Here is a 14,533-nt window from a genome sequence, read left to right as displayed (position 1 = left end):
GCTCTCCATGCGGTGCCCCAATTGCGGCAACGACTTCATGATCGACGAGTCCTCGGGCTCGCCGAAGTGCACCACCTGCAACGCCGACCTCATCCCGACGAGCGGGGACGAGGCGGACACGTCCCAGGGTGACCTGACCTTCGAGGAGGCATTGAGGGACGACGACGAGCTGCGCCCGGAGGAGGTCGCCCGTGAACTCAGGGCCGGCAGCTATGACGCCACCCTGGAGGAGCTGCTCGAACCCGAGCTGCATCGTCTGTCGTCGACGGAGATGAGCGCGGAGATTCACCGAGCCACCTCCAGTCCCTCGCTCGTGGCGTCCATGGAGTTCCCCACGGAGGAGCTGGAGGACAAGCTCGTCGAGGAGCGACGCGCCCCGCTGGGCGAGGAGACCGTCGTCGCCGACAAGCCCGTGGTGCCCAAGTCCTTCCCGCTCCGAGTGCTCCTGTGGAACATCGCGGACCTGGGCGGAGGACCCAGCGGGACACTTCCCGTCCGCAAGGATTGGACCATCTCCGCGCTGGCCCACATCATCCGCACGGCCAGCCCCGACGTGGCCACCATCCTCGAGCTGAAGAAGAAGGGGGGCATGCGGCTGACCGAACCCAAGCCTCCTCAGCCCATGCAACAGAGCCTGGGGCGACGGGGCAAGAACCTCATCCTGGATGCGGTCGTCACGAAGTACGTCGCGCCATTGAAGCTGAACAGCGTCTCCGCGCAGGCGGTGGAAGGCGCACTCCTCACTGACCTCGCGAGGTTCTTTGCCGCGCGCGTGAGGTGGGCCTTCTGGCCTGGGGCACAGGACCCGGACGGCGACGATGCCGCGAAGCAGGCACCCGATCCGCAATGGAGCCCGGCCCTCTCGGCCCTCGGCCAGGAGCGGACCCAGGCGCTCGAGGCAGATGTCGCCGCGGCGTGGAAGCGGTGTGAGCCCGGCGTCATGGCCGAGTTCGCGAGTTCGGGCCCCCTGGACGTGGCCACATTGGACGTCAAGGGGAAGACGGCGGACAAGCTCGCCCGGTTCCGCAAGCAGTGTGTCGCACTCCTGAAGCAGCAGCGATACGTGGACTGGCTCGAGCCCTACATGGCCCGCTATCCCACGAATCAGAAGTCAGCCAAGAAGGACGCAACGGACGACCAGAAGAAGGACGCGGAGGAGAAGAAGCGACTGGATGAGCTGTCGGATCTCGCGACCGACGAGCTGTGGAACTACGGAGGGCGATACTTCCGCCAGTTCCTGGAGACGCTCATGAGCTCGGGGCCGTCCAAGGCCGGGCTCTCCGCGGCACGCGAGAATGCCTTCGAGCTCATCCTCCAACGCTCGAACCACGAGCACCGCCAGCGTGTCTACGAGAAGAAGCACGCCGAGTACCTCAAGCAGAAGAACGAGCTGGAAGACAGCGCGGACCTGCCCCACGCTGGCCTGCGCGAGTTCCTGCGCATCCGCGATGCGTTGAACAACCAGTGTCGTGAGCGCGGCGAAGAGCCCTACCTGTCCTGGCCCGACGCGGTCCCCGACAAGCCGCGCAAGGGGCTCTATACCCAGGACGAGGCTTACGGCGTCCTGTGGCGCAAATCCAAGGTGGAGGTGGACGAAGCAGGCGTCGTCTATCTCAGCACCTACCTGGCGAAGCGGTCACGGACCGAGGAGGACACCTCCTCGAAGATGGAGCTTCAGGACATCGAAGACGAGGAGACCGCGCAGGACGATGACGAACGCGACGTCCACAGTCACTTCATCAAGAGAGAGCCCATCCGCGTTCCGGTGAAGCTGGCCCAGGTGAAGGGCGCCCCATCGGTGGGGATTGTCGCGTGGCACCCCCCAGCCCCAGGGGTTCGCAACCAGGAGGCCCGCGGCAAGGACTTCCCCTCCTTCCTTCGCTACTGCCAGGAAGAGCGCAAGGCGAAGGCGTTGGGGGTGCTCCTGTCGGACCTCAACATCGACACCGCGAGACCCAAGAACACCACCGCCCCCGATGGCACGCCGCTCATCGACACGTGCGTGCCGAACCTGTCGTTCAACCAGTTCTTCGGGACGCTGCTCGGGCCCAGCGTGGATCCACGCCACCTGTACGAGCTGGCCGACCAACAATCCACCATCGCCAAGAGCAAGTTCAACTCCTGGCGGGTCGACGAGGCGCGGGACTTCGGCAACGGGACACAGCAGACGCTCCGCTCGCTGTTCAACAAGGCCGTGCGGCCCGAGATGTTCGCGACCCAGACGACGGCCCAAGGGAACAAGCTGGGGCCCCGGTTGGCCGCGGACGAGTTGCTGGGCTACATCGAGAGCTTCGCTACTCCGCCACAGCAGCGATATGGCGCCAGTGGATACGACAAGATTCTCGTGTACTCACCGTCAACGGATGGGTGGACGCTCGAGCAACAATCGGTGTCCGTCATCCCGTTCCCCATGGCCATCGCCAGCGAGGAGGAGAAGGACCTCTTCCTCATCCATGGGAACAGCCTCCCCGAGCACCTGAAGCCGTTCTGGACACTCATCCAACGCGAGGACGCCCAGAAGCCCGAGTCGCAGCGCATCTTCGCTTCGCTGCGGCCCAATGACGTGTCGAAGTCGAACTCAGCCGACGCGCGGTGGGAAGTGATCATGGCCGCCGCGAAGAAGCTGAGCGACCACATGCCCCTCGTCTCGAACCTGCGCCTCGTCTACAGCGGGAAGGATGCGCTGGTCCTCGAGGAGCCCGCCCTGATTCCCGTCGCGTCCACGGAGCTGAGCCAGCTGCGGTCGCTGTGCGCGAAATACCAGGCCGCCTCCTTCGCCACGAATGAGGAGGCCGCCCAGCACCTCGGCGCCATCCTGGATGCGGCGCAAAAGGTCCCGGAGGCGGAGCATGGACTTTCCGCGGTGCTGGTGGCGGAGGCCATGCAGCTGCGGGAGACGCTCGACGTCCTGCGAGCCGAGGGCTTCGAGGATGGTGCGCACTGGGCGAAGCGGCCGACCCTGAAAAAGGTCGGCACCGGAGGAGCATCCTCGACCAGCACCTCGCTGGAGAGTCACCTGAAGGGTTTGCCAACTCCGATGGGGCTCGTGAAGAACGAAGGGGGCGGGGACTGCATGTTCCTCGCGCTCTCCCAACTCCTCTTCGGCACCGAGGAACACCACGGAGTCATCCGGCAGGCGGTGGTCAATCATCTGGAGGATCTTCTTCAGGGAACGGTCCAGGACGCGGGCGGACGGGTGGGCCCCGTGTCCGTGGCGGAGTTCCAACAGCACATGGGGCTCCTGCTCGACTGGCACCGCGAGGGCTGGCCCAACGAGCATGCGTACCGACGCGTCCCAGGCATGGCGCCGTGGGGTCAGTATCTCCGGGCCATGAGCAGGGACCACGCCTGGGGAGACCTGGTGGCGCTCTCTGCGGCCTCCCACTTGTTCGAGGTCCGCATCCAGCTCTACGTCCGCACGGGCGCCAACACCTTCCGAACCGACCTCGTGGACTTCGTGCCGCGCGCCGAGGGCCATGAGCACGCGCCGATGCTGCAACTGGCGAACCTGGACCAAACCCACTTCGTCGCGGTGCAACCCTCGGGCGAGCTGCCACCCGTCGCGGTGGAGTTTCCGCCTCGGTTCGAGTCGCTGAGTGAGCGCCGCCGGCGAGACGAGGGGAAGTCCTCCGCGCCGCCTTCCGACAGCAAGCCCCAAGAGACAGCTCCGCCCAAGACCGCCGGCACGGATCCGTTCACGGGGGGGCCGGTGTGCCTCTGGAACAACACGGTGTACTTCACCGCGCAGACCCCGGGCCGTCACCCGGACGCGCTCTTTCTGTTTGGAGAGAACGACCAGTCCAAGAAGAACCCCCAGTTCCAAGCCAACACACAAGCGGTCATCCGCATGTGCCCGAACGCCCACGGAATCCGCACGTGTTGGGTGCCCGGCGTCGGTATGACGGACAAGGACCTGGCCAAGAACACGGCGGCCATCGACGAGGACCTCGAAGAGGCGAAGACGAAGCTGCTCCACGGCCCCTACACGGCGCTCGTCGTGCCGTGGGATTACGGGGCCAAGACCGTGGGTATCGGCACCGGGGTCGCGGGCCTGAACAACCCCGCGAACTCCGCCCAGCAGACGTGGGCACACCTGAAGAAGGGCATCGACGGCCTCATCACGTGGGCGCAGACGAACGTGGGGAAGGTCCACATGGTCCCCCAGAAGACGGGGCTCCTACCGCCCGTGGCGAAGCACCGCCCCACCGACCTCTACGTGCAGGAGGTCTCGCAATCCATGAGTGACGCCTGGTCCGTGGACGCGAGCTCCAGCACCAGCCTCCGGGCCGCGGACAACGTCGTGGAATTGCGGACGTCGTGGCACCCCGGCGCCACGAGCGCCGACACGGGGCTGATGACAGACGCCGAGTACGAGAAGAACAAGGCCGCGATCGACAAGGGCCTGGCGGTGCTCCGCCAGAAAGTCGAGAGCGGGAAGTTCCAGCGGCTCGTCCTGCCCCTGGACTCGGATGGCAAGCACTTGATGGGGACCCAGAAGGGGCTGCTCGGCCAGCATGCCCCCAAGACGCTGAAGTACCTGCACGATCAGCTCGATCAGCTCGTCAAACGCTGTGGGGAGATTCAGTTCGAGAAGTCCTTGCCCATGGACACGGACGACAGCTTCGGCGCCACGCTGCGGCCCGACTACAAACGCAAGCATCGCCTTGACTCGGATGATGAGGACGACGCCCAGCCGCACGCCAGGTCAGAGCAGCCACCGCGAGTCATCAAGAAGGTGAGGACCCTCACCCCTCCGAACAGTTCTCAGCAGGACAATGCGAAACCGGAGCTTGTGGTCGAGGTCATGGACGACGAGGACTCGGACGCCTTCGACCCGGTCTCCGTCAAGGACGACGGGCCCCATAAGAAGCAGCACATGGAGGACCGGCGGGATTGACGTCGGAGCGGGCCCGCTGTCGCGGATGGCTGGGCTTAGCGTCCAGCGAGCTGCTCGGTCTGCTCACGCATCTCGGCATGCTCCCCGAGGCTGTAGCGCAGCAATGCGGTCCCTCCAGGCCCCTCCATGCTCCAGGCCTGGAGCGGGCCGAAGATGAACTCGCGTTCGTCCTCGTTGCAGGTGGGGAGGTACACCCGCATGACGCGCGGATCGTAGTAGCGGAAGTACAGGCGCCGCCCCTGCTCGTCCTTCACCTTGAGGAAGCGGCGCAAGTGCCGGCGCACCGTGGGAACATCCTCCGAGGTCATCAAGAACAGGCCCCAGGACTGTCCCCAGGCGCGCTCCAGCAATTCGCGCGTGAACGGCGACTCGCGCTGAAGCGGAACCAGATAGGGAGCGACGTCCAGAAGCTCCCGTGGCACGGGGCCCTCGTAAAGACATTCATGGCGGACGCCCTTCCCCACCACGAACGGCAGGATGCCTGGATCCCGAGCCGCATCCAGGATGGCGTAGACCTCCGAGGGCGCGCGGGGGTCGAGCGGCTGCCACAAGGCTTCGATGATGGCCTCGACCTGCACGCGGGCCTCGCTCACGCGGCGGCCCGCTGGGGCTGCTGGCTCTGGCGCAGCTTCTCGCACTCCTCGCAGAAGGGCACGCCTGACTGGGCGGCATCGCGCAGGGCCTTGGCCTGGGCCGCGGCGTCCACCTGGGGCTCGGGCCTCGGGGGCGGCGCGCGGATGGGTCTGGGCTGCGCCGCCGGCTGAACCTCCGGGAGCGCCTCTGGCCAACGCCAGCTGCCCACGGGCTGTTCTTCCATCAGCGCGACCAGCGCCCCGGACTCGAAGGCGTCCGCCAGACGCTTCACGAGCCGGACTTCGTGGGACGTGCGCTCCAGGCGGGTCAGGCCCGAAGGCCAGACGCCGCCCAACGCTTCGTAGAGCGAGCGAAGCGTCGAGGGGGCGCTGCGCACGCCCTCCTCCAGCGTCCAGCGCATGAGCGTCGGTGCTACCCGAACGACCGCCTCGTCCGGCGGCACATCCATGCCTCGGTAGATGCGGATGTGCGCGTTACGACCGAACCGAAGCGACCATGATTCCCTTCCGCGTGAGGTACGGATTGTCATGGGGGCTCCTGGCTGTGGCCGGAAGTGACCCCGGGATGCTGACCGTCGGGCCCTGTCGCGTCAAGCCCAGCCCTGGACGACACGCGGGGCAGTCCTTGTCAGCCAAGGGTGTCACGCATTGCCCAGCCCAGGGGTATTGACCCACCCGAAGGGCAGCCATCGGCCGCTTGCCCTTGCATGAAGGTCCGCGTGGGCACACCGATGCAAGGGGATGGCATCGGCGTACCCGGGCATCTCGTTTCCCCCGAAGCGAGCGCGCGCAACCGCGCTCCCTTTGCAGCACAGCGGCACCGGGCAAGTCACCCGGTGCCGCCGGAGCCTACGAGGCTCAGTCCTTCGTGCAGACCACGTCGTCGATCTGGAGGTGATCGCGATCGGCGACGCTGCGGCTCGGGTAGAGAATCAGGCGCCAGTCCCGCACGTTTCCGGTGAAGCGGAAGAACACCGGCGTCCACGCGTCGCTGTCCACGGTGATGAAGTCCGTCTGCGGGCTCCAGCCACCCGTGGAGTAGCTGCGGTGACGAATGGTGCCGTGGCCGCGCACCCGGTACGAGCAGGAGTAGTTGCCGCTGGGCACGTTGAACTTCTCGCTCGTGAACCGCTCGGCCACCTGGATGGGCACCACGAACTGGAGCGCCTTGGCGCCGCCATTCACCGAGTTCGTGTAGGGCATCAGCCGCGAGGGCTTGATCTCCGTGCCCGGGTCCGTGATGCCATTGTCGAGGCCGTACCAGTAGTCCGGCAGGTAGAAGTCCCCGTAGTAGGGCACGGAGTACGTGTGCCAGGACTCGAAGCTCCCGTTCCGGATGATGTTCGCGGGGTGGTCCGCCGAGACGCAGCGACGCGTCGACGGATCGCAAGCGGGCAGCGCCCCGACGCAGTCATAGGTCGTGAAGCAAGCGCCCGGGGCCAGCTCGCACACGCCCGACTTCGGGTTGCAGGTCGTCGCGGCGTTGCTGCAGGTGACGCCCGCGCACGGGTCACCCTCGATGCACGCGTGCGTGGCGGTGTCGCAGACCGGCGTCTCCGGGGTCCCCGCGCAATCCGCGTGGCGGACGCAGCGGTTGGCGGCGACCACGCAGGTGTGGTTCGCGTCGCAGGTCTGCCACTCGGTGCAGCTCGAGGCGTCGTTGCAGCGGCCCGAGAGCGGCTCGCAGGTGGCGGTGGTGTTCACGCACCGCTCCCAGGAGCCACAGGTGACCTGATCACACGGCTCGGCGGCGCGCGTGCAGCGCACATCATCCAAGAGCAGATGCTCGCCCGTGGTGTTGCGGATGCTGAAGATGAGCTCGAAGGTATCGAAGACGTCCGCGGCCAGGTTGAAGGAGTACGACACCTGGGTCCACTCTTGGGGCCTGGCGGTGGTGTAGCCCGAGTAGCTGGAGTAGTCGGTGCTGAAGAAGGCGTTGCGAATCTCGCCCGAGCCCCGCACCTGGTACGAGCAGGTATAGCGCCCCTTCTGCATCGACTTCGCCAGGGTGCTGAAGCGCCGGTGCGTGCCCGACGTGTTGACCAGCCGAGCAGCGTTCACGCCCTCGTAGGCGCCCGTCGTCACCTTCTGCACATCGCTGCTGAGGATGTTCGACGTGCTGCCGAACCACTGTGCAGGCAACGCACCGGGCCAGATTTCAAAGCCACCATTGTCGATGGCGTTCACCACCTGAGGCCCACCCGCGTCCGGCGTCCCCGTGCCGGCATCCGGCGTCTCGGAGCCCGCGTCCGGCGTCCCCGTGCCGGAGTCAGGCGTCTCGACGCCCGCGTCCGGAACCTCCGTGCCGGAGTCAGGCGTCTCGACGCCCGCGTCCGGCGTCACCGTACCGGAGTCGGGAGACTCGGTGCCGGAGTCGGGCGTGCTGACGCCCGAGTCGGGGGTCTCGGTGCCGGAGTCCGGCGTGCTGATGCCCGAGTCGGGCGTCTCGGAGCCCGCGTCCGGCGTCACCGTGCCGGAGTCAGGCGTCTCGGAGCCCGCGTCCTTCACTTCCGAGCCGGAGTCGGGCGTCTCGGAGCCTGCGTCCTTCACTTCCGAGCCGGAGTCGGGCGTCTCGGAGCCTGCGTCCTGGATCTCCGTACCGGAGTCGCGAATCTCGATGCTCGCGTCTGGCCGGGGGCTGCCGGCGTCTGGGGTGACTCCGGGCGATGAGTCATCACCACAGGCGGCCAACACCACCAACAACGACGTCAGACATACTCGAAACAACTTCAAAGCGAGCCTCCGGGTCTCGGTAAAAATCCCTTCGTATCACAATTTCTCCAGGACCACCTCCGACCCCGAGCCTCTCGGGCGGCCTTCACGGATCGCAAGAAACTGGAACCACCATGGGTGTGGCAGAGACCCAGGGGCGACCCGCTGTCGTGAGCTTGTGACAAACATTCTCCTCTCGCCCATGAAAGGAATTGGCGAGAAGGGGCCCCCAGCCTCCGTCAATGCTCTCGGCGCGCGGCACCGGGGCGAGCGGCCGGACCCTTCGGGAGTGACGCGTGTCAGTGAGCCAGCGCCGAGCGCCTCACTCGCGCCACAGCGGCTGGGTGGAGCAACGGAACGCCCCACCGAATGCGCGTGAGATGGTGAAGTCCACGTACTCGACCTTCACGCCGCGCCGGGCGATGGCATCGCCGATGCGCTGGAACGCGGGGTCGGTGACATAGACGTCCGGCGAGATGGGTAGGCCGTTGGTTCCAAGCCGCGTGGCCTCATCCTCGGAGACCTCGATGCAGTCCCAGTCACGGAGGACTTCGGGGAGGCCATCGACGAGCGCCTCGCGGCACGCGACCAGGAGCCCCTGGCGCACCAGCCCCAGCGCGCAATCGAGGTGGAGGAAGTTCTTCTTCAGCCGCACCGGCTCAACCACGTAGCCCCGCGGCGACAACAGCTTGCGCAGGAACGCCACCCCGGACTCCGACGAGGCGAGCCCGGATTGCCCCACGAACACGTGCTTGCCCCACACCAACGTGTCACCGCCCTCCAGGAACGGACCCACTTGAGGCCCCTTCGCGTCGATGGGCGCGGCATCGGGCTGCGGCACGGCGACATAGGTGCAGTCCGACGGAAGGACCTCCTGCGCGAACAGTTCGCGACACGGGAGCACTTCGCGCCGGCGGTGCAGGCTCCGCAGGCTGCCCTCGATGACCACATCGCCCACGGTGAACCACGGGTCGCGCACATACGAGTTGCTGTAGCCGAACTTGCCGCCTGCCTCCTTCTGCGACTCCGTCAGCAGCGACGGCAGCAGCACGCGCACGCCGTGCTTCTCCAGGACGGACTGCAACGCGAGGCGCTCTGCCTCCCAGGCCTTCTGCCGCTCGGGCATCGCCTCGGCATGGTCTCGCCCCACCAGGCGACGCGCGATCACGCGCTCGGACTCCGGCAGGATGGCCAATCGCGCTTCGAGCTGCGCCTCCGACATGACGCCCGCATCCGAGATGCGAATCTGGCTGCGCGCGACCACCACGGTGCGCAGGGGAGCGAACTCGCTGGCCACGAAGACTCGTTTCGTCATTCGAGATTCCCTTCCTCACGACACAGCGGGCGCTTGATGCTCACACGCACTGCATGTCACCACCGACGGCCGCCGCGCCCCTCCGCGGGCGGCCCTCAACGGGACCTCATCACGAGTTGGAAGCCTCGTCTCGCTTCGCCACGGCATCCATGTGCTTCTGGATGCGCCCATTCCGGAAATCCTCCACCATCAGCACATGGGTGCGCTTGCCCTTCCACGCGCTGTCGACCTCCTCCTGATTGTTGCGGTCCTTGCCTGCCGCCTGGAAGTGCTTGATCGCCTGGGTCAACTGGACCCGCGTCGCCTCCAGTTCGATCAGCTGGTTCTCACGTTTCGGCATGTCATGAGCGAGCGTGCCCTCTGGCTTCTTGATGGCGAATGCCGTGATCAACTGCTTCAGGTTCGGCGGCAAGGACTGCTTGTTCTCCTCACCGAGCGTAAAGGCATGCAGAAGGTCCGGATCCAAACGGAGCCGGTAACCATGGCTGGCCAGCTCCGAGTAGATGGAGAACAGCGCCGTTCGGCCGTTCCCATCTCGGAACAGATGCTCCTCGACAATCTTTGACGCAATGAAGACCGCGCGGTCGGCCACCTGATCGAGGTGGGTCGAGGGCATTGCATTCAGCGTCTTCAGATGGTCCTCCAGACGACGCTCGGTATTCGAGACCCCGCCCTGGCTCGACTCCCCCGGGCCAAAGAATCGCTGCTCCCCCGCAGTATCGCTGTAGGTCTTCTTCAACTTGTCGTGGAACGCGAGGAGGGACTCCTTGCTGTTCGCCTGCGGTGGCGGCAGTGGACGCGACGCCCCATAGACCTGTTTCGATTGGGCAGCGGTTGCCACGACGGTCTTGGCATGCGCCTGAGCCGCCCCCTGGCTCAGCATCGGGTCCGAGTTCGAGGCGGCACCGTGGCTGTCGTAATGACTGGGCACGTCCTTGGATGGATTCGCCCCCGAGGTCTGCTTTGGGCTTGCCGCGGTGGGAGCCGCGTTTGAACCGGTCGCGGTTCCTGATTTCTGAGAGCCTTGGGAACCGGTCAAAGAATTGCTCGACGCGCCCTTACCGACTTTGCTCAGCATCGTGCTCCCTATAGGTCAGACAAAGAAGAGAGCCTCGACCATGCCCCACCGCTGACTGGGTTGCCAGCCGATAGTGCGGGCGGACCGCCCACGTCAGACTGTGAGTACTGGCTTCACCAGCCCTCTCGCTCAAGGGCGTTGAACTCACCGCCACGGAGCGCATCGGGTACGAGCACGTGCGCCCCGCCCCCTACGTGCACGTACCCCGCCGGGTTCTGCCGGGCACGCTCGGCGCGGGCGGGGCGTTACGGCTTCGCCTTCTCGGCCTCGGCCAGTTGCCGCGACTTCGCATACATCTCGGCGGCAGTGGCCGCATCGCCTGGCGCCGCGTGGCACTCAGCCAGGCTGGCCCAGGCATTGGCCGATTGGGGATGGAGCTGGGTATTGAGCGTGAACACACGCAGCGCCGGGCGATTGCCGAGGTTTTCACGGATGGCATAGCCGGCGCCGTTGATCTCCCGCTCCAGGTCCGCCACGGCGATGCCGCTGCTGTCACGCAGCCAGGCCGTCAACACAGCATCGTCGCTGCCATCTTCGCCGAGGGCATGGGCAATCAAGCGTTCGGACAGCGTCTCGCGCGGAAACAACTGCGGCGCGATCTACGCCATGGTGCTGTCCACCAACGTACGCGACCAGACATTGTGCGCGCTGCCGTTGGTGAAATAGACAAACATCCAGGTGTCCCCGGCCAGGGTGTCCTTGCCAATGGAGGCCGTGGCCAAGCGCGCGGCCGGCACACCCGAGGGCCCCAACCAGGTACTGCGCAGGCGCAAGGGCTGAAGGATGCGTTGGCGCACGATGGCCGCATAGGGTTGACGGCCTGGGCGGGCCGTTGGAATCAGTCAGCCCCTGGCCACGACAGGGCCCCGCCAGCACGAATGCTGGCGAGGGCCCTCACGCATCAATGCATCACAGTCCTGTCAGACTTCGCCATCGATGGCGAAGGCCTGGATGAAGTCCAGCGAGGTTCCACCCACCGAGAGGGTCTCCCCACTCGTCTGGGAGAACAGCAGGGAGTAGGTCTTGAGCACGTCGGTGACGACCACCATGCCCTCCAGTTGGATGTACCCTGGCAGCCGCGCGCTCAGGTTCCCCGTCGGGCAGATGTGGGTCGCCAGCAGGGGCGTATCAGGCGAGCCCGGAGCGTTCTCCTGGTGCAGCTCCAACTGGGCCATGAACAACGGGCCGCTCGTCACGGGGATCCCGAGCGAGACCACCACCCAGTACTTCCCTGGGAGATTGAACTGAAGGGAGGCCCCCCGCTCCGTCTCCACCACCGTGAAGCAGCGATTCTTCCCCAGCGGCAAGCTCAACTGTTTCGCGTGATCGCTGGTGATGTTGTTGGTGTACGGCAGAAACGTCGTGCCATTCATCGTCGTCAGGTCGTAGCGCGCCACCTGCAACGGATCCGGGTCGTCGAGCTTGAAGATGTCCAGCCGGTCCGGCGTGTCCCCGCCCACGCCGAACGACTCCCCGCTCCCGAGCGGATAGAGGCCCAGGCGAAGGAAGTAGACGTCTTCGGTGGTGACGTCGACGAATCCCGAGAAGTGCACGTAGCCAATGATGCTGTTGTTCGCGGTCGCGACTCGCTTCATGAGGACCGGGGTATTGGCCACCTTGTGCCCGTCCCAATACGCCCGGACGAGCTGAAGCATCGCAGCGGCCTGATTGCTTCCCGTCGACCGGTGATACGACGTCCCGAGCGCGGCATGGATGAAGTACCGCCCGGGGCTCAGGAACCTGAACTGCCTCAGCGCGCCGCTGATCTGCACGGCCCGATTCGCCGAGGAGTCCGACAACAGGATGAGGAAGCCACCATCCTTCCCCTGCCTCGAAGCCCACAGCCGTTGGGCCGGAATGAAGGACTGGTAGTGGCGGGCGCTCAGCGGCGACAACGCGAGGTCCGAGACGGGCGCCCCTTGAATCTGGACGACGTGCACGAAACAGCGCGTGTCGGCCGCGAGGTCATAGGAGCTTCCCGAGTCCTGGGCAAAGCGAACCCTGTACGACTCGCCGGTGTCTGACACCGTGACGAGGCCGCTCACCTGGATGATTCCGACATCGCCCTTCCCCGTGGCCACGCTCTCGTGGATCTCGACCTTGCCCGTCGTGACGTTCTTGAGCGCGACCTGCGCCGTAAAGGGGTCCTCGGATTGAGCCACCCACGGCGTCATGACCTGGATGGTGACGTAGTAGACCCCGGGTGACAGGAATTGGAATCCGTTGCCCTGGGCCGTCAGCGCAACGCAGCGGTGGTTCGACGTCGGCTCCGACAACGCCAGGCTGGTGTTCAACGAGCTGCTCGAGGCAATGCCGCGCGTTTCCCCCAGCGGGATGATGGCGTGGGTCTGCGTCACCGGCGCGTCGAGGGGCGGGAACCCCTGGGTCTTGATGGAGGACCCCTGCGGCATGCGCTGGTTCTCGAGCGGAACACCGTCACGCCCGATCACCGTCATGTCCGGAATGTTGCCCGGCAACTGCCGCCCCAAGGTGTAGACCGGCGGGAGCGCATCTTGCGTGGGGGGGTAGTCGGGGTTCGACGCGATGGCGATGGCGTAGCGCCCCAGCGCGTCCGTGTAATAGCCCTCCGAGCCTGGGACGATGCTCGCGAACAGGTCCGGCTTGCCCGTGTAGATGTTGACCGCGGAGAAGGTGCCGGATTGATACTTTGCCACGGTCTGACAACCGATGGCGACGACGTCCTGTGGGTACACCGCCTTGCCAGGGAAGTCGTCAAAGGAGCGAGCACGGGTCCGCTCGACATCCTTCCACATCAGCATCGGGAACCAGTCACGGAACAGCGCCAGGAGGAACCCCGCGCACCCCTGGATGGCTGAGACCAGGACCCGCTCGAAGACGGGCACACAGGCCGCCTGCCAGGTCGCGTAGCCCGCGGGCTTGGGATGGCCCGGAGGTGGAATGGGGAGCTTCTGATCTCGGTAGAACGCGTCGAGGGTGTAGCCCGCTTTGATGTTCGGCGGGAGCGGATCCGCCTTCGACTCGAACGGGAGCACGCGCGACAAGGCCCAGTCATGCTGGTTGGCATCCGTCAGCGCCAGATTGTAGTTGGGGTGGCCAATCCTGGCGGCCGCGGCGATGATCCACGCGGCGACGCCTGCATCCGGCGTCTGCTTCGACGGGTCCCCGCCGAACGCGAAGCAGTTGTCCTGCGTCAGTGACCCGGGGCGCACCTTGAGCGCCTCGGGGAGCGTGTTGACGTAGGTCTGTGCCGCCGCCTCGAAGTCCTTGTGGAACACGTCCTCCGCCCCAGCAATGACGTTGGGGAAGTTGTGGGCGTGCATCGGCTGCGTCAGGTCCTCGAAGTAGTGGAGCGCGATGCCGAGGTAATAGAAGAACTGGAGCAGGTCTCGGATGTCTGGATTCTCGACGGCGAGCCGCTCGTATTGCCCCAGTTGAATGGCACGGACGGCGTAGTTCGGGGCGACCTTCCCGGTTGGATTGTTGCCATTGAGGTACGTGTCGACGCTCTTCTTCGTGACGGGATTGTAGAAGTGGCTCTGCCACGTGCAGGTGCTGATCCACGGGTTGGACCAGTCGCAGTCATAGAGGCCCTTCACCATGGCGTCGTGGAAGATGGTGTTATCGGTCCAGGGTCGCTTGGAATTGCGGTCCGGGGTCACGCTGAATTTCAAGAACCCGGCGATGCGTCTGGCATCCGCCACCACTCGCGGGTCGGCTCCCGAGGGGCCAAGGTTCTCCAACAGCTCCAGGGCACGGTGGAAGAGCCACAAATGGGTGGCGCTCCGCTCATCCAGAACGCTCTCCTCCGACCACATCCGGTGATGATGGCAGGCATAGTGAAGGGACGCATCGAGTGCGTCTGGGTTTGACTCCGTCAGGGATTCGGGCGCGAGGTGCGAGGCGAGGGTCGTCATCAATCGCCGCAAGTGCAACGGACGTACCGCCTTCGCGCACCA

General features: G+C 65.8%; 9 protein-coding genes. 1 reads left to right on the top strand and 8 read right to left on the bottom strand.

Annotated features, from left to right (window positions below; all coding sequences use genetic code 11):
* Positions 1–7 precede the first annotated feature (7 nt).
* Positions 8–4,897: an OTU domain-containing protein gene (locus KRR26_RS22315; protein ID WP_217080756.1), complete on the top strand. Its 4,890-nt coding sequence runs from the start codon at positions 8–10 to the stop codon at positions 4,895–4,897.
* A 35-nt stretch (positions 4,898–4,932) separates the two neighbouring features.
* Here the strand turns inward: KRR26_RS22315 and KRR26_RS22310 are convergent, their stop codons facing one another.
* The 8 genes from KRR26_RS22310 to KRR26_RS22275 all read right to left on the bottom strand — a co-directional run bounded on the left by KRR26_RS22310 (position 4,933) and on the right by KRR26_RS22275 (position 14,491).
* On the bottom strand, positions 4,933–5,490 hold the full coding sequence (locus KRR26_RS22310) for a DUF4123 domain-containing protein (RefSeq protein WP_158611599.1): 558 nt from the start codon (positions 5,488–5,490) through the stop codon (positions 4,933–4,935).
* Positions 5,487–6,020 (bottom strand): hypothetical protein, encoded by a 534-nt coding sequence (locus KRR26_RS22305; protein ID WP_217080755.1) that lies wholly within the window; start codon positions 6,018–6,020, stop codon positions 5,487–5,489. The genes KRR26_RS22310 and KRR26_RS22305 overlap by 4 nt, the downstream gene beginning before the upstream one ends.
* Positions 6,021–6,348: 328 nt before the next feature.
* On the bottom strand, positions 6,349–8,223 hold the full coding sequence (locus tag KRR26_RS22300; protein WP_236069003.1) for an invertase recombinase-like protein: 1,875 nt from the start codon (positions 8,221–8,223) through the stop codon (positions 6,349–6,351).
* A gap of 301 nt (positions 8,224–8,524) precedes the next feature.
* Entirely contained in the window at positions 8,525–9,517 is a 993-nt protein-coding gene (locus tag KRR26_RS22295) for a dimethylarginine dimethylaminohydrolase family protein (RefSeq protein WP_217080754.1), read from the bottom strand.
* Between the two features lie 109 nt (positions 9,518–9,626).
* A complete protein-coding gene (locus KRR26_RS22290) occupies positions 9,627–10,595 on the bottom strand; it encodes a Fic family protein (RefSeq protein WP_217080753.1) in 969 nt (322 codons plus the stop codon).
* 245 nt (positions 10,596–10,840) lie between these two features.
* A complete protein-coding gene (locus KRR26_RS22285) occupies positions 10,841–11,182 on the bottom strand; it encodes a hypothetical protein (protein WP_217080752.1) in 342 nt (113 codons plus the stop codon).
* Positions 11,183–11,194: 12 nt separating this feature from the next.
* Complete coding sequence (locus tag KRR26_RS22280) at positions 11,195–11,392, bottom strand: hypothetical protein (RefSeq protein WP_217080751.1); 198 nt, start codon at positions 11,390–11,392, stop codon at positions 11,195–11,197.
* Between the two features lie 123 nt (positions 11,393–11,515).
* A complete protein-coding gene (locus KRR26_RS22275; protein WP_217080750.1) occupies positions 11,516–14,491 on the bottom strand; it encodes a phospholipase C/P1 nuclease family protein in 2,976 nt (991 codons plus the stop codon).
* Between the last annotated feature and the right edge of the window lie 42 nt (positions 14,492–14,533).

The sequence above is a fragment of the Citreicoccus inhibens genome (assembly GCF_019039035.1).
In the GTDB taxonomy this organism is placed as follows: Bacteria; Myxococcota; Myxococcia; order Myxococcales; family Myxococcaceae; genus Citreicoccus; species Citreicoccus inhibens.
Note: the sequence above shows the minus strand (reverse complement) of the source record. Positions and strands in the feature narration are given on the sequence as shown.